Annotated in this window: 16 protein-coding genes; 3 read left to right on the top strand and 13 right to left on the bottom strand. The window is 57.9% G+C overall.

Annotated features, from left to right (window positions below):
* Nucleotide 1: 1 nt before the first annotated feature.
* Nucleotides 2-1,606, bottom strand: coding sequence for a hypothetical protein (locus HY010_12870; GenBank protein MBI3476618.1), 1,605 nt, complete (start codon nt 1,604-1,606; stop codon nt 2-4).
* 169 nt (nt 1,607-1,775) lie between these two features.
* On the opposite strand from HY010_12870, the gene HY010_12865 reads away from it, so the two are divergent.
* Both HY010_12865 and HY010_12860 read left to right on the top strand, forming a co-directional pair.
* On the top strand, nt 1,776-2,507 hold the full coding sequence (locus tag HY010_12865; protein ID MBI3476617.1) for an RluA family pseudouridine synthase: 732 nt from the start codon (nt 1,776-1,778) through the stop codon (nt 2,505-2,507).
* Nucleotides 2,508-2,678: 171 nt separating this feature from the next.
* A complete protein-coding gene (locus HY010_12860; protein ID MBI3476616.1) occupies nt 2,679-2,900 on the top strand; it encodes a hypothetical protein in 222 nt (73 codons plus the stop codon).
* A gap of 228 nt (nt 2,901-3,128) precedes the next feature.
* Here the strand turns inward: HY010_12860 and HY010_12855 are convergent, their stop codons facing one another.
* Nucleotides 3,129-4,106, bottom strand: coding sequence for a hypothetical protein (locus HY010_12855; protein ID MBI3476615.1), 978 nt, complete (start codon nt 4,104-4,106; stop codon nt 3,129-3,131).
* A gap of 51 nt (nt 4,107-4,157) precedes the next feature.
* Nucleotides 4,158-4,427 (bottom strand): hypothetical protein, encoded by a 270-nt coding sequence (locus tag HY010_12850; GenBank protein MBI3476614.1) that lies wholly within the window; start codon nt 4,425-4,427, stop codon nt 4,158-4,160.
* A 179-nt stretch (nt 4,428-4,606) separates the two neighbouring features.
* Here HY010_12850 and HY010_12845 point away from each other — a divergent pair, with 179 nt between their 5' ends.
* Nucleotides 4,607-4,906 (top strand): DUF2007 domain-containing protein, encoded by a 300-nt coding sequence (locus tag HY010_12845; protein ID MBI3476613.1) that lies wholly within the window; start codon nt 4,607-4,609, stop codon nt 4,904-4,906.
* On the opposite strand, the gene HY010_12840 is transcribed toward HY010_12845, so the two are convergent.
* From HY010_12840 to cas1, 10 genes are all read right to left on the bottom strand, one after another.
* On the bottom strand, nt 4,896-5,297 hold the full coding sequence (locus tag HY010_12840) for a hypothetical protein (protein MBI3476612.1): 402 nt from the start codon (nt 5,295-5,297) through the stop codon (nt 4,896-4,898). The genes HY010_12845 and HY010_12840 overlap by 11 nt on opposite strands.
* Nucleotides 5,281-7,605: a ComEC/Rec2 family competence protein gene (locus HY010_12835; protein MBI3476611.1), complete on the bottom strand. Its 2,325-nt coding sequence runs from the start codon at nt 7,603-7,605 to the stop codon at nt 5,281-5,283. Before HY010_12835 ends, HY010_12840 begins: the two co-directional genes overlap by 17 nt.
* A gap of 83 nt (nt 7,606-7,688) precedes the next feature.
* Nucleotides 7,689-8,984, bottom strand: coding sequence for a class I SAM-dependent RNA methyltransferase (locus HY010_12830; GenBank protein ID MBI3476610.1), 1,296 nt, complete (start codon nt 8,982-8,984; stop codon nt 7,689-7,691).
* 87 nt (nt 8,985-9,071) lie between these two features.
* Nucleotides 9,072-9,770 (bottom strand): hypothetical protein, encoded by a 699-nt coding sequence (locus HY010_12825; protein ID MBI3476609.1) that lies wholly within the window; start codon nt 9,768-9,770, stop codon nt 9,072-9,074.
* A gap of 186 nt (nt 9,771-9,956) precedes the next feature.
* Nucleotides 9,957-10,859 (bottom strand): type III pantothenate kinase, encoded by a 903-nt coding sequence (locus HY010_12820; GenBank protein MBI3476608.1) that lies wholly within the window; start codon nt 10,857-10,859, stop codon nt 9,957-9,959.
* An 85-nt stretch (nt 10,860-10,944) separates the two neighbouring features.
* The gene (locus HY010_12815; GenBank protein ID MBI3476607.1) at nt 10,945-11,889 is read right to left on the bottom strand and encodes a biotin--[acetyl-CoA-carboxylase] ligase; all 945 of its coding nucleotides are present in this window, start codon (nt 11,887-11,889) and stop codon (nt 10,945-10,947) included.
* Between the two features lie 227 nt (nt 11,890-12,116).
* Complete coding sequence (gene nadC, locus HY010_12810) at nt 12,117-12,995, bottom strand: carboxylating nicotinate-nucleotide diphosphorylase (protein ID MBI3476606.1); 879 nt, start codon at nt 12,993-12,995, stop codon at nt 12,117-12,119.
* Between the two features lie 35 nt (nt 12,996-13,030).
* On the bottom strand, nt 13,031-15,976 hold the full coding sequence (locus HY010_12805) for a valine--tRNA ligase (GenBank protein MBI3476605.1): 2,946 nt from the start codon (nt 15,974-15,976) through the stop codon (nt 13,031-13,033).
* 195 nt (nt 15,977-16,171) lie between these two features.
* Nucleotides 16,172-18,877 (bottom strand): hypothetical protein, encoded by a 2,706-nt coding sequence (locus tag HY010_12800; GenBank protein MBI3476604.1) that lies wholly within the window; start codon nt 18,875-18,877, stop codon nt 16,172-16,174.
* 533 nt (nt 18,878-19,410) lie between these two features.
* Nucleotides 19,411-20,940, bottom strand: a complete 1,530-nt coding sequence (gene cas1, locus HY010_12795; GenBank protein MBI3476603.1) for a CRISPR-associated endonuclease Cas1 — start codon at nt 20,938-20,940, stop codon at nt 19,411-19,413.
* Nucleotides 20,941-21,019: the final 79 nt, after the last annotated feature.

The following is a 21,019-nucleotide window of genomic DNA, read 5'->3' as shown; positions in this document are numbered from 1 at the left end:
CCTACTTCGCCGCCAGAGCCGTCTCCTTCGCCTTCTTCAACTCCGGACGCTCGGAGCTCCCGCCGTCGCAGGTCTTGACCAGCAGCGCGTAGTATTCCGAGGCTTCCGCGGTTTGTCCCGCCATCTCTGCGGCGCGTCCCGCCCCATACAAACCGTCGAAACGTTTCGGATTGAATTTCAGCGCGACACGATACTCCGCCAGCGCTTCGGCGGGACGGTTTAATTCCAAAAGCATGTCAGCCAGGATTTCCCGCGCCGGCATGGAGGTGTTTTCTTCGCCGACACTATCTTCCTTGTCGGCGGCTTTCTTTAGCGCCGCGATGGCTTCATCATTCTTTCCCTCGCCATGCAGTACCCACGCGTTGCCCTCTGCATAAAGCATCCCGAGATACTCTTCGTCGTAGCCGGCATTGTGCGCGCCTTTTCCCTTGGAGATGGCATCGATCTCGGCCAGATCCTTTTTCGCCGCCGCCAGATTCCCAGTGCGCGCGTTGCCGATCGCCCGCGCCCAATAGGTATAAGCGCGATCGCCCGCCTCAGCCTTGGCGATCACCTGCAACTGCGCGGCGTCGTTCCAGCGATGCAACTCCATGGCCAGCATTGCCGGAAACTTCGACATCGCGAACGGCTGCATATCCCGTCCATCACCCATGTGCATCTCGGGCATGGTTTTCACTTCGTCGATTTCCTTTTGCGCATCGGCTTCACGCCCACTTTGCAGATACGCGTAGATCAGATAGTCCATCGCATGAAACTGGTGGCCCGCTCCGCCCATGTGCATTGCCGCCGTTTTGCGCGTGGCATCGATGGAAGCCAGGTTCGATTTGATCGATGCCGGCCAGTCTCCAACGCGGGCAAAGATATGCGACGGCATGTGCACGGCATGCGGAGCGAATGGTGCAATCTGCGCATAGCGTTGCGCTGCCGGAAGTCCCAACTCGGCCAGCTGCGGCTTGTCATAGCTGTGAATCAGGTAGTGCGCCACGCCCGGATGATTCGGCTCAATGTCGAACAGCTTCCCCAGGATGGCCCCAGCTTTCTTGCGATTGGCGAACGTTGTGTCCTGTTCCGGCTCCGAGGCCAGCAGTGACAGCGAGTAGAAAATTGCCGCTTCGTGATCGTCAGGATACTTCTGATAGACCTTCTCCATCGCGTCGGAATAAGCCTTGGCGCGCGTCTGGTGATCCGCCTTGCTGTTCGTATAGAAGATTTTGAGCGCCGCGATGTAATCCCGCTCGCGCTCCGTGTTCGCGTGAATCTTCTCCGCCTTCTTAAGCCCCGACATCTCCTTCTTGATCAACTTCGCATCCGGACGGTTCCACAACTGATGCCACGCGCTCATCCCCTCGCCCCAATACGCCATCGCGCATTTCGGATCCTGCTTCTGAATCGCCTCGAACATCTTCGCCGACTCCTCGTACCAGAAGGAATGCAGCAGCGCGACGCCCTTCTCGAAGTTCTTTTGCGCGTCCGACGTGCAGGACACAGGAAAGTGCACCGTCCCCAACTGCTCCTGCGTGAGTTCTTCATGATGATGGCCTTCATCGGCCGCAGCAGCTCCGCAATAGGAGACAGCAAGACACAGTACCCAGATAAGTTTGCGCATGGATCACCCCGCCCAGCGAGTCTAGTGGGGAACGCAAGAAAGGGTCAAGACCGTCTCGGCGTGGATTGTTGATACCATTGCGTCGCACGTGAGCATTCACTCTTGCAAACTGTCATCCCGAGCGAAGCGAGGGATCCGCAGTTTTGTAACGAACGACTGATCTCTCGCCATGAAGAAATCGCCTGGCAAACACGGTAGTCGAAACCCCCGTCGCTCCCGCGACCTGGCCGTTCTTTACGAAGACGACGCCGTTGTCGCTCTCAACAAGCCGGCCGGACTTCTCTCTGTGCCAGCCCCAGGATCTGACGCAGCGTCCGCATGGTCGATTCTCTCCGCGGAACTGAAATCCAGACGACAACGCGCCTACGTCGTGCATCGCATCGACCGTTTCACGTCTGGTGTTCTGCTCTTTGTGAAAACCGAACGGGATCGCGAGGCGCTCGTGCAGCAGTTTCTTGCGCATACTCCCGTGCGCCAGTATCTCGCCGTCGTGCGCGGACATCTCTCCGCCAAGCAAGACAAGCTCGTTCACTACTTGCGACGTGAGGATATGTTTCAAAAACTGAGCACCGAGAAAGATTCCCTAGCAACTCGCGCGGAACTTCGCTATACCGTCGAACAATCCCTTCGCGGCGCGTCGCTGGTTCGGGTCACGCTGGTTACGGGACTGCAGAATCAGATCCGAGTGCAGTTCGCAGCGTTCGGCCACCCCGTCATCGGCGACCGCAAATATTCTCCCGCAGAAGCGTCAGAGCGAAAGATTGATCGCGTTGCCCTCCACGCCGCCCACCTCGATTTCGTTCATCCACGCTCAGGAACAACCATTTCGGTAGATTGTGAACTCCCCTCTGACTTCAAAGCGCTACTTCAGTCGTTGTCGCCGCGCGGAACCCGACGTTGAGTAGGAGGCGAAGCGTTTTCCTTAGTGCTCCTTCGTGAATTCCTTCGTGCCCTTCCTGAGACGCCTTGCCCGTTGCCTGGCCAAGAAAAAGCAACGATCTTGTCGGTTCACGGATCTAAGTTTTATGATTTATGAACGTAATTTTCTGGCATCGTCCTGATAGGAGTAGGAATGGCTTTTCCCATGAAAGTCTGTGCAATCTGCTCGGAAGAATTTGAACTGAAGCCCGACAAACCCGGGTTTGCCACGCATTGCCCCGACTGCAGCGCGCCCGAGTACATTGGCCCCGTCGGCAAATCCGGCAAGGACGCCGGTCTTAAGGATGCCGACAGCGGAGTCAACGAAGCTCGCCGCCAGGCGATGCGCGACCTGTTGTACCGCAAGGACAGCTGACAATGGCCCGGCGTTTCAACGCCTGGCCAGGCCCACGGAAGGACCTAGTCCTCAGGCGGACAACTGATCTCGGGGTTGCGCCCGATGAAAAATTAAGTCGTGCCTCCGGCACTCGACTTCAGAAATGGCCGCCTCCCGCCATTAAACTGGCGGGCTACTTTCAATTGTCCCTTCGGGACGTTTGGTTATCGGCTTGAAAATTAAGCCACTACTGTCAGGTCGGTAAACCTACCGCCCGGCATCAAGCAAGATGTCGGTGGGGACCGGTGTACCGTCGCATGTTGCCGGATCCAATTGCCAGGTACGTACCGCTTCGATCACTTGCCGGTCCACGTATGGCTGCGGATCCATGGGAACGACATTCGTCACCTTGCCCTGCGCGTCCAGCGTAAGTTCGTACTTTAGCTCTAAGCCTTTGCGGGATCGCATATCGGGCCGGATATCCACTGGTAGCCTTTTCGTCGGGAATGGCCTTTCCATGTTGTCGCACCACTGTCTTACGTTGGCCCCCGGCGGAGGTTCGAAGGCCTGAGGCGAATCGGGAACATCGATCGCTTCAAGAACGGCCTTATCCACCTGCTTGCCTTTGGCCGTCGCCTCGACTACGCCGGGGACAAACTTACCGGCGATCTGTTTGTAATTCGAGAACTCGATTCGACGATTAAAGTCAGGCCATTGTTGCAACAACGGTAGTCCAGTCTGTGAATCGAAACACCACATCATTTCTGCTTTGCTCGGTAGCTCCAGATCAACACAACGCTCCTCGACGCCATCTTTCTTACGATTGAATACACGCAGGACTTTGAAACTCAACATTTCTGGAAGATTCCTAAGACTGGCCGCCACATCACCACGCATGCTGGGAGGCGTGAAGGCAATGCTGCGGGTGCGATACATATTGTGACCGAGGAATACTGCAACCTCGTCGTAACCCGTCATGTGAAGGTCGCGGCGCCATCGCTCCATTGACGCAAAAGTGACCACGTCCGTTCCTTCTCGCTTACCCAGCACTTCGTCCGCCACCGTTAGGTTCCAGTGCAGGCGATACGGCCCACTCTGACGTAAGTCCGTAAGTTCAATAGCATGCTTAAACAAAGCCATGCCTTCCGCTTGCTTATCTGAAGCTGAAGCAAAGTCTGTGAGGACAACCAGAATGGAGAGTATTACGGTGGTGAAAAGAGTGTTTCTCCAAAATGCTGCGTTCATTTGTTGAGGGTACAAGCCGCTTCTGGCGCGAGTCAATAAGTCGGCAGGCACTTACTGCAGCCGAAAGCGCTCATTCATCAACCGCTGCAACCGCGGCTTGTAGAGAATGTCGTAGGCCAGTTCCTTGCCGGGAAACATGGCAAGCGCGGCGCTCCGGGCATTGGCCGCCATCGCCGCAGCTTCTTCCACCGTCAGATCTGGATCCTGGCTGATCACGGACATCACCATGCTGATCATGACCTGCAGGCGCCGAATTTTGCGCGACTCATCCAGTTCATTCCGCTCGCTCATCGACGACTCGGCCCACTGCGCAGATTCCATGCCCACCCCCACTACTTGATTGGATGTCTGGCCGCGACCCCGCGTTACGGCATCCAAGTCGTCATTGTGGCACCTTCCGCGCCTGTTTCAAGTTTCGTTTGGACCGTGCACTTTCGTGGGAGCAAGACAGGGCGACGGTGACTGCCGTAATCTGTTAATACGCAATCTGCGGAGGAGGTATGCCAAACGCTGATAATGCTGTTCCGAAGACCGATCCGAGTCCCAATCCCGATGAAAAGCTCGTCAAGGTGTTTGACAGCGAACAGGAACCGGAAGCCCTCGTCGTGCAGGGACTGCTCGAGTCCGCCGGCATCGAAGCGCAATTGATGGCGACCGATCTCAATCAGGACGCATTTCCCGGCCTGGGTGGCGTGGTGCTGCTGGTCAGCGAAGAAGACGCCGGCGAAGCTACCCGGATCATCGAGTCCTATCGGAAATCGCCGCCCGTCGATGACGAGACAGCTGAGATCAACGGATAATCGCGACCTCCGGCGTCACGGTTTTGCCGTCGAGATAGAAACTCACCGCGCCGGTCATATCCGTGCGATACGTCTTCACTCCGTCCTTCTGCAATCGCTCCAGCACCTCGCGCCGCGGATGCCCATACATATTTCGCACTCCTGCTGAAATCACTGCGTATTGCGGATGAACAGTCGCCAGCAGGTCGGCAGACGTCGAGCCGGAACTGCCGTGATGCGCCACTTTCAGGAGCTGTGCCTCAGGATGCTCCTGCACGATGCGCCACTCCTCCGCTCGCTCCGCATCCGCTTCGAGCAGCGCCGTCGTCCCCGCCAGCGTGACTGTGAAAACCAGCGACTGAAAATTCGGATGCGATTCAACCCGCGCTTCGTCCTTATCCGGACCAAGCACATGGAAGTTTGCGCCCCCAAAAATCGAACTGCTCTCCTTCCGTGCGGACCTTAATTTTCATCCCCGCTTCTTTTGCCTGCGCCAGAATTGGATCCAGTTCCCGGTTCGGCGCGTCCGTGCTCAACCACAATTCCGACGGACGAAAATTTGCTATCACTCCCGGCATCCCTCCCAGATGGTCGGAGTGATCATGCGTGATGACGACAACATCCAGGCGCTCCATCCCGCGATTCCAGAGGTAGGAAGACACCACCTGCTCGCCGATGTCAAAAGAGGAATGCATCCAGTAGGGAAGGCCGCCCGCATCGACCAGAATCGTGCGGCCCTGGGGCGTCACCACCAGAATCGAGTCACCCTGGCCAACGTCAATCGCGGTCACTTCCAGAATTCCCGCCCGTACCTGTGGCCGCGGTGGACCGATCGCGATCCAGGCGGCCACCGCAGCCAGTGCGGTCAGAGTTGCGAAAACCACCAGCCGTCTTCGCCAAACCAGAAGCATTCCAATCGCGAGTGCCAACAGTGCCAGTACCACGATCAGCTGCGCTGGAGTCGCTACACGCAGATCAGCCAGCCGTGAACCGCCCATCCAGTGCACGGTTCCGGTGATCAGGTTCAGCGACCAACTCGAAATCCAAACTGCCGGGCGCGCCGCGAGCGACGAGATGTATCCCAGCCCCACCGCCGCGACCGCTGCCGGCATCAATATTTCCGTCAGCGGGACGACCACCAGGTTGGCGGGCATTCCCGTCGTCGTTGCGCGATGGAAGTAATACGCCATCGGCAATGCCAGGCCCGCCTGCATGAGCGCCGAGACAAAGACGAGTTCACAAACCGCCAGCGCAACGTGCGTAAGCCCTCGAGAAAGAACAAAGGCGAGCCGCTCTCCGATGAACCTTTTCAGCCTTCCCGCGATCAGCCGCAAGTCCAGCCGGAATTGCGCCACCTTTGCCGGAACATGTACGTCGTAACTTGTCGACCGCAGCAGCCGCATTCCCTTGGAGTACGGTTGCGTCGTTCGCTCCAGCATCGGGATGCCAATCGCGGCAATGATCAGTACTGCCAGAAACGTCAGTTGGAAGCTCGCACCAAAAAGCGCGCGCGGATCGTAGATCAAGACGCCGATCGCCGCTGCCCCCAGCGCGTTCAACATGCTACGTTCGCGATACAGAATGCGTGCGCCCAGATAAATTGCCAGCATCAGCGCCGCTCGCCATACCGGCGGCCCGACTCCCGTAACAAATGCGTAGGCAAATGACACTGCGACCGTCACCACGCTCGCCAGCGACTGATCGAGATGAAACTGCCGGAGCATCCAGAAAATGACGAACGCCAATATGCTGAGATTCATCCCCGACACAACCAGAACGTGATACGTACCCGACCGCTGAAACTCAACCCTGCTTCCGTTTTCAAGAAACGCGTCTTCACCGAGCACCATCGCGTCCATCAGCGCCGCTTCCCGCGCCGGCCATAGCTCATGAATCTTCGCGACCAGGCTCGAATGGACGTACATACGCCACGCTTCAATCCGGCTTCCGGAGAAGCCTGCCAGCACTTCAACATCCTGCGCGCGCGCCGACGCCAGAACCGCGATCCCGTTTTCCTGCAGATAGCCTTCGTAGTCAAACGCGCCCGGATTACGGTAGTTCCGCGGCGGATGCAACTTCGCTCGCACCCGCAAACGCGTGCCATAACGCAAGCAATCGGCACTCCCTCCGGGACTTCTTCGCTCAGCGCCCTTCTGAGATTTGTCATCCTGAGCGAAGCGAAGGACCTGCTGTCCTCCAGGGGCAGTCACACTGACATCTTCCGATCGCTTCCGATCGCAGTTTGCTGACATCTCCGCGCTCTCGACGCCCTGCTCCTCTACCACCTCCGCAATTGTCAGCCTCAGCCCGCACTTGATATCCGCACTCCGCCCCACTCCCTCAATACTCTCTGTCTCGATATCAATCGGGTGACGAACGGATCTCGGTCCTGAAGCCCGCGCATATCCCTCCCGGACCACGTGTCCCGTGACCGTCACGACGCTGCCGTCTGCAAATTCAGCGATGCGCGGATCAGCGGCCGGCGTGCCGCGAACCTGAACAAGAAAAGCGCCGAGAAGGAACCACGCTCCTAGAGCCAGCCCTTTCGCAAACCAGGCCCGCGCGCGCACGAACCACACCGCCGCCAGCCCAAACGCAACCACCGCAATCACCCACCACAGCGGAGGACGCCACGCACGAACGCCAATCCATATTCCTGAAGAAAAAAATAATGCCGCCCACAAGAGCGGCTGTCGCCCGGGCTTGAGTTCGCGTGTCATAGGACAACATGGCGGAAACGCCCCGCCGTGGCATCGGCGGAGTTATGCAATTGACCAGGAAGGGTCTGCGAATGTGAAAGCGGTCAGCGCGCCAGCAGCATCACCGATTCGATATGGAACGTCTGGGGGAAGAGATCGAATAAGTGTGCTTCCTCGATGCGATAGCCCGCCGCCAGCAACGGCACCAGGTCGCGCGCCAGCGTCGACGGATCGCACGAGACATATCGGACTCGCCGCGCCTCCAGTTCCACCAGCAGCCGGGTCACAGCTTTTCCTACTCCGGCTCGCGGAGGATCCAGCACAACCAGATCAGGACGCTGTCGCGACGGCCGCTGGAATTCCTCCATGCGCGCTCGGACCGCCCTCACATTCGGTTGGCCATTGTGCACCAGGTCCCCATATGAAGTCTGTGACGCCTCTACAGCAAATATGTGATGAAACTTTTTCGCCAGCGCCACCGAGAAAAGCCCCACTCCTGCATAGAGATCGAGCGCCAACTCGCCTTCGGCATTTCCCGTGACGGTCGAAACCATCTCGTCCACGAGGTGGCGATTGACCTGGAAAAACGACCCGGCACTCACGTGATATTCGGCGTCCTGCGCCTTGTACAGAATCTCGGAAGCCCCAGACAACGCCAGCGGTCTCATATCCGTCGGCTCCTCTTCCTCGGAACGCCGCCGCGTTGGAAAGAAAGTGATACCCGCAATCGTCGGTACTTCCCTCCGCACCGTCTCCGCCCAACGTCCCAGAGGTTCCGCATCGGCGTCTCGTCCACAGAATGCCCAGGCGAGGAGCCGCTCATCCCCCGCATCCGCGAACAATTCGATTTCTTCAATCCCTGCCGGACACTCGCACCCTTGCAATTCCGTCAATCGCGAGAGGACTTGATTGATCAGCGGCGAACTGATCGGGCACTCCCGCACAGGCAGAAATTCATGCGAGCCAAACCGGAAATATCCTAATGCGAACTCCGGCGCAATCCTCACCTGCAATCGCGCGCGATTGCGATAATTCCACGGCGGCGAAGCATGCAGTTGGATCTCGGGGCCGAGCTTGATCTTTGCGATCCTCTGCAACGTCTCGCGCAGGATTCCAGCCTTGTACTGCAACTGCCGTTCGTAAGGAATGTGCTGGTAGTGACATCCGCCGCAGCGTTCGTAGTAGGTACACGCACCTGCGATCCGTTCTGCAGACGCCTCCACCAACTTCGCAGCCGATCCCCGCGCAAAGCCTGCCTTCCCGGACGCAATCTCCGCTTCCACTCGTTCTCCCGGCAACACAAACGGCACAAAGACAGCCATGCTGCGGCCGTCCACATCCGGCGGAGTACGCGCTAAACCGTCTCCGCCGTAAATCAGCTTTTCGATAGTAAGAAGCATAGGTGCTTGATCGTGCGGTGCGGACACTCTTGTCCGCCGCTTTTGATTTTGTGTACGAGGGAGGCGGGCAAGAGTGCCCGCACCACGCTAATGCATGTAGAACAAGCTCAGCCGCGGCACCCCGCATTTTTCCAACAACCGCTTGTGGACATACTGCTTATGCAATTGCTCAACTTGCGCCGCCGTCATATTTTTACGATACGGTGCAAGATCGCGATCCGACTCAGTTCGTACCGCGACCAGGTCGGAGTCCGGCGTCACCGCCAGCAACGCCGCGAACAATTTTTCTTCCATCACCGTCAAACGCCGTTCGAGATCTTCCAGTCGCGGCAACTTCGACTCTACCTCATCCGCGATCTCGCGTAACGACTTGGCCATTTCGCGCGCCAGCGCTCCCGTCGCAAATCCTTCGCGCTCCGGCAATTTCGCCCGTCCAAGTTGCTCGGCATTGTCGCGAAGAAACGCTGCGATTCCGGGTGCTTCAAATCCTGCTACCTGCGGCCGCGGCGACTCTGCACCCACCGCCGCTTCTTTCATGTCCTCTGCTGCCGTCAGCACGGCCTGCGCACAATACGTCAGGCTGTTCACCTTCTTCGATTTCGTCGGACGCTGATCGTACTTATCAAACGTCGCATCAATCCCGCGCAACACCGCTTCCAGCGGAATCCCCGCCGACTTCCACGTCTCAATCAGAGCCCAATCAAGCGTGGAGACAAGCAGATGCGTCCCGCGCCGCCGCAGATAGTGCTCTTCGATTTCCGTGAAGTAATTGAAGTAGTTTTCCAAGATAGTCCGCGATGCAGGAGATTGATCCGCCAGGACGGCAACCGCTTTTCTCTCTTCCGGGCAAGCCTTTGGGTGGCGCAGCGGTTTACCGCTGCAGTAAAGCCTTTGTTTCGATTCGGGCTTCAGCCCCTGAGGTATTCGGCCCGGACTTTTTCAGCAAACTGTTTAGCCGCCGTGGAACAACTCTCAATGCCCCTTCGGACTCTTCGGCGAAGGCCACGGTTTCGCATCCACCACCGGCTTCGTCGCGGCCTTGCTGGTTTTCGAAGTCAGTGACAAGTTCCTCTCCCAGATAATGCGCAACCCTTCCAGCGTCAGGAACTCATCCACTTCCTTGATGAAGTGCGACGCCGTGCCGATCAACGTACCCAGTCCGCCCGTGGCCACGACCTTCGTCTGTTCTCCCATTTCATCGCGGAGTCTTTCGAGGATCCCGTCCACCAATCCGAGATATCCATAGTAGAGTCCCGATTGCAGGCTCCCCACCGTGTTCGATCCAATCACTCGCGCCGGCTTCCGAATCTCGACGCGCGGCAGGCGCGCCGTCCGCTGAAAAAGTGCGTCCGCCGAAATACCGATCCCCGGACAAATCACCCCTCCCATGTACTCGCCCTTTTTCGATACGCAATCAAACGTCGTCGCCGTGCCGAAGTCCACGATCACGCACGGGCCGCCATATTTCTCAAACGCGGCCACCGCGTTCACGACCCGATCGGCGCCCACTTCCGCCGGATTGTCATACAACACCGGCATGCCCGTCTTCACGCCCGGCTCAATGAATAGCGGCTTCGTCTTGAAGTATCGTTCGCAAACCTGCCGCAAAACCGAATCCAGCGGAGGCACGACCGACGAAATCACAATCCCGTTGACGTCTGAAACTTCCAGATTCTCCATCGAAAACAAATTCCGGAAAATCACGCCGTACTCGTCCACCGTGCGCGCCAGGTGCGATCCGACGCGCCAGTTCGCCACCAGTTGAGCATCGTGTGGAACGTTCCCGGACGCCTCGCTATCCGAGCCATCTCCAGGAGCGGGGCCAAACACACCCAGCACAGTATTCGTGTTGCCGACATCAATCACGAGAAGCATAGGGATTTGTAATTTGGTAATTGTGTAATTTGGCAATCTAAAAATCGCTGCCGATTCTCAATTACAAGATTACACAATTACAAAATTACGTAATCAGCTTGACCGTTCCACTCAGCACCGTTCTCAATCCGCTCGCGGTCCTGACCTGCAGGAACCCGCGCGGATCAAGCCCTTCCGTGACGCCTTCGATCCCGCTATTTTCCTCCACTCGCACTCGTTGTCCGCGCGTCGACGACGAGTTTTCCTGAAAGCGCCGCAGGATCGCTTCCCGCGCTTCCGGATCGCGCAACAAGTTCCGATACTCGCGGTCGAGCGATTTTAGCAAAGCTGCGCACAGTTCCACGCGCGACCACTCGGTGCCGGTTTCACTCTTCAGCGAAGTCGCAATCTCGCGCAATTCCGCCGGAAACTTCGTCTGGTTCACATTGATCCCGACGCCCACCACCAGGTGCCGCACGCGCGTCGCCTCCGAATTCATCTCCGTGAGGATTCCGCAGAACTTCTTGCCGTTGAGCAGCACATCATTCGGCCACTTCAGATCCGGACGTAATCCCGGGAATGTCTCCGCCACAGCCGCGTGCACCGCCAGTCCCGCCGCCAGAGAAAAGAGCAGCGCCTCCGAAGGCGGCATGGGAGGCCGCAAGACCACCGAACAATAAATCCCCGCCGACCGCGCCGAATGCCATGTATGCGCGCCCCGGCCCCGGCCCGCGAGTTGTTCCTCGGCAAGGAATACACTTCCCTCCGGCGCACCCTCCGCCGCCGCCGTCATTGCTTCGGAGTTGGTCGATCCAATCTTGTAGTAATGATGAAGACTCTTCGCGAAGATCGTGCTCTTCACGAGCGGAGCGACAATCTCCGGCAGCAAAAGGTCCGGCACCGCGCGCAACTGATATCCCGTCGCCGGATGTCCCGCCACATCCACTCCCAGCCCGCGCAATTGCTGGATCATTCGCCACACTGCGGAACGGCTGCTGCCAATTTCTTCCGCGATCTTCGTGCCACTCGCCACCACGGTTGCATGATCCATCAGCAGGCGCACAATCCGCCCGAGGCGATCGTCCGTCCGCGCCGAAGCGCCAACCGCTCCGCCAGCCGTGCGGGATTTAGGTTTGCTTTCGATGCGGGAATTATAGCGGGGAAGTGAAATTGTCGTTGGTCGATCGTCGATCGTCGTTCGCGGTATCGGGCAGTGTCAGCGGCAACGTCCGCGGCAAGACAGCGGGTCGCGAACGACGAGCGACCAACGACGATTTTCTACGCCGGCACCACTCTCATACTCATATCCACCGCCACCGACGAATGCGTCAGTGCGCCGACGGAAATAAAGTCCACGCCCGTATCCGCGTAGGCGCGCACATTCTCGAGCGTGATTCCGCCCGCGCACTCCAGCGGCGGACGCCGTGTAAGCCGCGAACAGGTCTCGACTGCTTCCTTCACGTCCTTGGCGGTCATGTTGTCGAGCAGGATCGCTTCCGCTCCGTGCTCCAGGGCCTGCCGCATCTCTTCCAGCGATCGCACTTCGATTTCAATCGGCTGGTTGCCGCGCCGGTTGCGGAGCGCCCGATCCAGCGCACTCGCCGCACCGCCCGCCAGAGCCACGTGATTGTTCTTGATCAGGATTCCGTCGGACAAATCGAGCCGGTGATTCTGTCCGCCGCCGCAGCGCACCGCGTACTTATCGATCACGCGCAGGCCGGGCACAGTTTTGCGAGTATCCAGAATGCGGGCCCGCGTCCCGTGGACCGCGTCCACAAATTGCCGCGTGCTGGTCGCGACTCCGCTCATGCGTTGCAGAAAATTCAGGATCACGCGCTCGCACGACAGCAGCACCCGCGCGTTGTGCGTGATCACCGCAATCTGCTGCCCTTCATGCAGCCGGATCCCATCGAAAATTGACGGATGACTGGTGACTTCAAAGTGCGACGTGACCGCGCCGTCCAGCGTAGCGTACGCGTCAAGAATTCGCGGCACGCAGCCCAGTCCGGCCAGGATGCAACTCTGCTTCGCGATAATCGTCGCCGCCGCCCGCTGATTCGCATCAATGCAGGCGTAGCTAGTCGCATCGCGCGTCGCTTTGTCTTCGTTCAGCGCGTTCTCGATAATCGCGGTAATGCGTCGTGAGTTCCAGTCCATGTTTATGTTTGTGTGGGGCGGGCGCCTCGCCCGCCTTACTTGCACCCCAGCTCTTTCATCTTCGCCAGCGCCTTGTCACGTACCACTTCCATTTCGCCCACTTGCTTTCGCAATCCTTCCACCACGTGGGCTGGAGCCTTACCCAGGAACCCTTCATCCGCCAGCCGGGCTTGCGAACTGGCCAAGGGTTTTTCAATCTTCTCCAGTTCCTTGGTCAGCCGCGCGCACTCGGCCGCGACGTCTATCTTTCTCTCGTAAATTACGTGCACGTCAAATCGCGCAGTGCCCCGGGCACCCGGACGACTCGCCAGCGACTCCTGCACGAACTGGATCGACTGCACATTCCCGAGCCGCTCTACCGAACCCCGGTTCTGTTCAATCATCTTACGAATCGCAGGATCCTGTGCAAACAACTCGATCGGCACCTTGACCTTGGGCTCCACTTTCAACTCAGCCCGTAGATTGCGCACACTGACGATCAAGTCCTGCAACACCGCCATTTCCGTTTCCGCCGCCAGATCGATCTGCGCTTCGTCCGCCGCCGGATACGCCGCCAGCGCAATCGACTTCAGCGGAGGCTTCCCGTCATACATCGCGTGCCAGATCTCTTCCGTGATGAACGGCATCACCGGATGCAGCAACCGCAACGACGCCTCAAACACTCCAGCCAGATTTTCACACGCAAGCTTGGCCGTTTCCGCGGAAGCCGTTTCCATCAGCCGCGGCTTGAGCAGTTCCAGATACCAATCGCAGAACTCGCCCCAGAAGAAATCGTAAATCCGGTTCGCCGCTTCGTGAAAGCGATAAAGCTTGAGCGCCTCGTTGACCTCGCCCGTGACCCGGTTGAAGCGAGAAAGAATCCACCGATCTTCAAGCGTCTGAGCCTGGAACCCAGCAATGCCCGTGTGGGGACAGGTCTCTGACTTGTCCAGGACAGGTCGAAGACCTGTCCCCACCCGCTCCACATTCATAAACATGAAGCGCGCCGCATTCCATATCTTGTTGGCGAACGCCCGATAGCCCTCCGTCCGGCTCTCGTTGAACGCAATATCGGTCCCCGGCGCAGCCATCGCCGCCAAAGTAAACCGCGTCGCATCCGTACCAAACCGGTCAATGATCTCCAGTGGATCGATCACGTTCCCTTTTGTCTTCGACATCTTCTGCCGGTCCGCATCGCGCACCAGCGCGTGAATATAAACCTCGCGGAACGGCACGCTGTCATTCTTCTTGTCGCCCCACCCGCTCGCCTTCTTCAGCGCCGGATCCTGTTCATGCCCTTCCATGAAGTGGCAGCCGAACATGATCATGCGTGCCACCCAGAAGAATAGGATCTCGTACGCCGTAATCAGCAGCGTCGTCGGATAAAACACCGCCTGGTCGCGCGTCTTGTCCGGCCATCCCAAAGTTGTGAACGGCAGAAGCCCTGACGAGAACCACGTGTCGAGCACGTCCGTCACCTGTTCCAGCTTCGCTCCACCACACTTCGTGCACTTCGTTGGAGCCTCGCGCGCGACGATTACTTCTTTGCAGTCGCCGCACGTCCATGCCGGAATCCGGTGTCCCCACCACAACTGCCGCGATACGCACCAGTCGTGGATGTTGTACATCCAGTTCAGATAAATCTGCCGGTAGTTGTCCGGCGTAATTGTGATCTCGCCCGACTCAACCGCCGCAATCGCCTTCTTCGCAAGCGGCGCGATCTTCACAAACCACTGTTCCGAAAGCCGCGGCTCGACGATCGTGTCCGACCGATCGCACTTGCCCAAAGCAATCGTGTAGTCCTTCGTGCCGACCAGGAATCCCTGCTCAGTCAGATCCGCGATCACGCGAGCCCGCGCCGCAAACCGGTCCAGCCCCGCGTAGGCGCCGGCGTTCGAGTTCATCTTGTTGTGCTCGTCGATGACTTCAATCTGCGGCAGGTTGTGACGCTTCCCCGCCTCGAAATCATTTGGATCATGCGCCGGCGTCACCTTCACCGCACCCGTCCCAAATTCCGGCTGTGCCAGTTCGTCAAAGATGATCGGAATCGCGCGATTCATCAGCGGCAGTAAAGCATGCTTCCCCCGCAGATGCGAATAACGCTCATCCCGCGGATTCACCGCAATCGCCGTATCCCCCAGCATCGTCTCCGGCCGCGTAGTCGCCACCGTAATGTATTGGGTGGGTGGTGTGGGGCGGGCGCCCTCGCCCGCCTCGACGATGGGATAGCGAATCTCATACAGCTTGCCCGCCACATCCTCGTGCTTCACTTCGAGATCCGAAATCGCCGTGCCGCAATCCGCGCACCAGTTGACGATGTACTTCCCGCGATAGATCAGTCCCTGCTCATACAGCCGGACAAACACTTCGCGCACCGCGCGCGAAAGGTTCTCGTCCATCGTGAAGTACTCGCGCCCCCAATCCACGGACGCGCCCAGCCGCTTCATCTGCTCGAGAATGTTGCCACCGTAGAGCCGCTTCCACTCCCAAACCCGCTCGACAAATTTTTCGCGCCCCATCGCCAGCCGCGACTTCCCCTCGGAGCGCAACTGCCGGTCGACCATCATCTGCGTAGCGATGCCCGCATGATCGGTCCCCGGCAGCCACAAAGTCAGAAACCCGCGCATGCGATGCCAGCGCACGAGGATATCCATCTGCGTCTGCCCGAACATGTGCCCCATGTGCAGCCGTCCCGTCACATTGGGAGGAGGCAACAACAAAGTAAACACCGGCTTGCCAGTGTGGGGCGGGCGCCCCCGCCCGCCAACCTCGCTAGTCCCCTGCGGATATGGAGAAGGCACCGCTGGGGAAGCAGCGGCCGAAGACGGAACGACCGGGGAGGGCACGGCTTCAGCCGTGCCGCCTGATGCCCCCTCTGACGGGGGCTTTAGCCCCTGAGGGTCCGGCGTCTCCACGTGAAAGATTTTCTCGCGGATCCAATACTCCGCCCAGCGCGTTTCAATCGCGCCCGGCTCGTACGCTTTAGGCAATTCGTGCGGCATGTTTTGTCTTTATAGAAACCACCACCCTCAACCATCGAAGCCAAGCCCCGCTCGGCAGATTTCTGGTGAAGGGAGGAATGTTTGATCTTACAGGCGGGTGAAAAGCAGGGTCAAACGGATGACGGGGTAGTACACTTCGGGAAAAATTGTCGACCCCCTCCCGTCTTCGGGATCCGAGGTTTTCTCCAGCCAGCCCTAATTGGTCATCGCCCGGAATAGTTTCGTGACGTGTGGAACTGTGCGCACTTGCCCTGTTGCGAAACGTTTCGCCGTGGAAACGCTTATGGTCTGTTTTTGCCAAGCTCGCGGATATTCTTCCGAACTGGTGGTACGAGGTGCCTGGAAAGCGCTCCCGTTGTACATCAATGCGGGCGGCTCCGGGATGGAACTTAAATCAACAATTGCGATTCCGCTGCCATTCGCACTCGTGATTGCAATCAGAATATTGTCCTGGCCGTCATCGACCAGTGCATCATAGTTCGTTGAAAGAGGGAAAGGCAGTGAAACGCGCTGGAGCAGGTTTCCTAATCTGCCGTCGAGCACGTCAATCCCGTTCGTCGATGGCTGGAACACGACCCGCCCATCAGCACTCATCTTTGCGCCATAAGCATAGGCAATGTGCTGAATTTCACGATCGTTCAACGCGTAAAATGATTCCGCATTTAGGGCTGAGTCATAAAGATATGAACTAGATACAACCTGCAGCTGGTTGTTCGATAGCGACAGCTCATTGTTCCCACAGCACAATGGTTTGACCGCGACCAGTGATAGGACATCGGTTGCGGTATCAATGCTGACAAGATATCCAATGCTGTTAAAGAACACGGTTGAATTGTCAGCAGTGATTGCTGCTCGCAGATAGGCGCCGTCTTGAACCGCCGGGCCGGTCTCATAGTTTGTAATGGTCCCGCTATTTGTGTTGAGTTTGTAATAACCTGTTGCGCCACCAAACATAGAGTAATAAACGATCCCAGAGTTGCTAACGGCGAGCCCACAGGGATTCAAATTGCCGGCAGGGTTAATGACTTGCACCGTGAATGTCTTCACGGAGGCCGGATTGGATGGGTTTAGGAGATAGATGACACCTGCCGAGGCATCAGAGACCGCCAGCTTGCTGCCATCTGGCGAAAGTGAGATTCCCCACAGCCGCTGTGTCGCTCCCTGAGGGGCAGGAATCGCAATAGGCGACAACCACTTTCCCTGCGTACGCGAAAACACGTCAATTTGGCTATTGTCCGTAAAGTAGTACAAGGCACGATGAGGATCGTAAATACCCTGAACTAGTTCGGCGCCTGCTAACGGAAACTGCTGCGTCGGAGGAAGGTATGTGAATCCCCCATGAGAAGTGGCACTTCCCGAAGTGGTGGTGACCGTGACATCACTCGCTCCACTTGCACTCGGTGGAATCGTGTAGGTGAAAACTTCCATGGGGTATGGAGCCGCTTGAAAGGGATAGCCGAAGTAACTGTAAGAAGTGATAGTAGCTGGACTGCCGTTCATCGTGAGCTGCAAATCGGCCGGAATACCCTTTGCGTTCGTACCGAATCCATAGCCGTAAATGTACCCGGTTCCTCCACCCTCCTGCGTGGCCATACTCGGCGTTACTTGGAGGATCGTCGGGCCGTAACTGAAAGCCTCCGGAAGCAATTGCATACCGCCGTCGGCTGTGAACGTGTAGACATCCACAGGACCCGCCGGACCCGGAGGACTGGTGGCGTTGATCGTAAATTGCGGGCCGAGAGAAAGGCCGGTCGCCTGTTGCGAGCCGAAATATACGCTCTGCAGCGTGCCGACCACGTTTGGGTCGGCGTTCTGTGTTGCGGTTCCGCCTGATGCTGGACCCGTTGGTGGAATCAAATATCCATTCTCGAATTGCGTAGCTCCAGAGGCAGCTTGCAGAGTCGCCACGTCGACGAAGCCCACCCCTTCCTCGAGAGGTCCGGCGAATAGTCCCGTACCATCAACTGCCAACATGTAGGGAGTAGCAATAGGCCCGACCGCTGACCCACCGCCCTGTGGGATGACAACCATGTCCGGCGTCCATCCGAGGGCTTGGCCAGTGGGAAGACTATACGCATAAACAAACCCTCCGTGGTCGTTGCCGGATGTGTAGAGTGTGCTTGAGTCCGCGCTCACAGCGAAGCCAGACGCGCTGGACGCGTCCCCGGCAACGCTAAAGTCAGCGACCTGCTGGAGCGTATGTGCGTCGTAAACAACAGCGTCGGAATTAGATCCCGGAAGAATGATGTATTTTCCGTCTGGTGAAGTCAGGATATGGCTAGCGTTGAACGCGGGAACACTACTAACTTGTTGCGTGCTGGGGTCGATTACAAAGAAGCCTCCCCGGCCGCCGGTGAGAATCTTTGTGCGATCTGCGGTCGTTGCGAACGACGAACTGAATGCCTCACCACCGCCGCCGCAGGCACCGATGACACATACGTTAATGGAATTGTCCGACGGATTCCAAACAGCGTAACCAACGTCTCCGCCCACGATGTTTTGCTGCCCTAGCAGTGTCAACCGCCCGTCAGCCAAAACAAGAGCGATCCAAGCCTGAAAGCCACTGGATCCGATTTGCGAGGCCTTGTACCGCTGTGTGATTTTCATCGACACAGGATTAATCACGTACACGTCTCCGATAAGCGTGCCAACGTACAGCGCGCTGTGATCGGGAGATTCATCAATTCCGTAGGCTCCCGGGACGCTGATACTGGCGATCTCAGACTCGGTGACATCGTCCAAGACAAAAACATGGCTTGAAGACGGGTCGGTAACGAAGAAACGAGCCGTGGGAGGATCGTAGACTTCCCAGTGCTGATTCAACCAGAGGCTGTAAATGGTTGTTGCATCTGTCCGCACGTAGCGAGTGCGCACCGGCGGCCCACTATATGGTCCGCTCACCGACAACGTTAGCTGCGCTGTGTGGGCCAACGAGCCAGAACTGCCAGAAAGATCAACATTAGCGCTGCTCGTGGGGGTATTAACAGCAGCCATAAGTGTAACTGTTTGTGGAGTGCCGGGAGTGAGTGTGAAATTCTGAGGCGATACTGAGACGCCACCTTGTTGTCCCGTCACTCGAACCGTGATTTGAGATGAGAAACCGTTCCGTGCCGTGGCGGACAAAGAAACAGAAACGGAACTTCCAGCCGCCAAAGTTTGCATAGTCGGTTGGACCGCCAAACTGAAATCGGGTTTCGGTGGTGGGGGCGGCTCACCGCCACCTGAGCTGCCGCCGCCACAACCAAGCATCGTCACCAAAGACACTCCCAGTACTTGCCAAAGGACGATGATGTGTAACCTGGCACTTCCACGGATTTCTCTCATATGTTTTCTAACCAGACTCTCTCGAGTCTAGAACGAGCTGGATAAAAAGCGCAGGAGTCTAACACAATGGGATATTCTAGTGAGACAATGGCGTTCGTCGGTGATGCTGATCACATCCCGATGCCAACCAACTCGGCCAGAGCTTGCCAATGCCTTGGGTGTGAAGCATAACCTTTTCGAATCTTGCTTGCATACCAGCGCGAGACACCAATCCGTGCTCGAATCGCAGTTGTTGAAATGTTCGAGAGCAGGGGCTGGATTTGGTGTAAGAACACTTCGCTCGTAAGCCAGGCTGGCTGCGTCGATGCGTCCCAGTCCGAGCATGCCTGCGCGTGCCGCCTCCGCGAAGTCGCATGCTTAGCGCGTGCCGCCGGGCTGCGCGCAGCCGTGCGGCCAAGTCTCGAGGCACTAGCCAGGCGTTCTGTCGCCGCGCCAACTGCGCACTCTGCACAGTTTGTGCGCCCCATCCGGATTGTCTTCCCGCACCCGCGACAAAGGTTCGCCCTCTGTAGGTGCGGAATCGGAGAGGGCTCCGATGACATACCTTTCGCCTCGCGTTTGTGCCGTTGAGTCAAGCGAGTAGGAAGTGAAGCCGAACCGATTGGTTTCCGACTTCGCGACCACAGTACCTCGGCGACCCATTCAGCAATTGGCGCGACCGCCCGACTCCATGTCGGCGCAGTTTCAGAAAGCTGGATAGCGAGATCTGCCATAAGGCGGCAATTGCCGTCCCGCTGCTCCAAGAACCATTCTCGTTTCAGAGGTTCGCGAGTGATCCAGTCCAGTACGAATGCGTCCACTTGGGGACGAACAACTTCCATGAGATCGCAGGCAAGGCTATCGCGAGCAGGGGTGTCTACGTGTAGGACGCCAATTCCGGGGTCGAGGCCAAGAGCAGCCGCAGCCAACCGAGATTCGGATTCGAGAATCGCGTAGAGATAATTGAGTATTGCGTTCGGTGGGTTAACCGCTAGACGAGGGGACCCTGTCAAAGGTGATACCCGTGCGCCGAAAGTCCGCCAGTGGTCCGGAACTCGTAGCTCGTCTTTTCTTGGAAAGCTAATAGGCAAGCTTCGCCAAGCAGACCAAAAAGCACCAGCCGCCTTCGATTCTACTAATCTTATGGACTCCGTCGTGTCAGCTTCTGCCAACTCAGATCGGTAGCGGTGAATTGTGTCGGCGATCTGCGTGGCATGCAGTTTTTGACGAGCCACTTCCTCTTGTCCGGCAAGTTTTCTGTCGATGAGTTCCCGAGCGATCCGGATTGCAGCTCCTGATTGGCCCGCCAGTGATTGAGCGCGGCGAAGTCGGGCATCAGATGGGCGAACCGGTCCAATTGCTGCCACGACCGAGCCGTCACGCTCCAGCATGACGAAAGCGGCTTTTTGATCCGCCAGCCAACGGAGCGCGGCCAACGAAACATTCCCGTCCGAGCCGATAACAACTAGACGTTTAAGGCCGTGTCCGACGCGCGGAAGACGATACTGGCAACGCTCGGCTCCGATGCCGTCCTCCAACAGAAGGTGACCGCGATCAACGCGGACCTGGATGCCGTAGCCAAAAAGCGTTACGACGCCGTGACGGGGCACTAGTGAATTGTGGGATTGCGGTAGTTGCGGTACGGTTTTCGTAGCTGCCATCGGAGTTCACTCTCCATTGGTGGTTAGGGCTTGTCGGCTGCTTCGAACAGACGGCAGGCCCGTTTTCGTATTTCAAACT

Source organism: Acidobacteriota bacterium, assembly GCA_016196065.1.
Classification (GTDB): domain Bacteria; phylum Acidobacteriota; class Terriglobia; order Terriglobales; family Acidobacteriaceae; genus Acidiflorens.
This window is presented reverse-complemented; position numbering and strand designations above follow the sequence as displayed.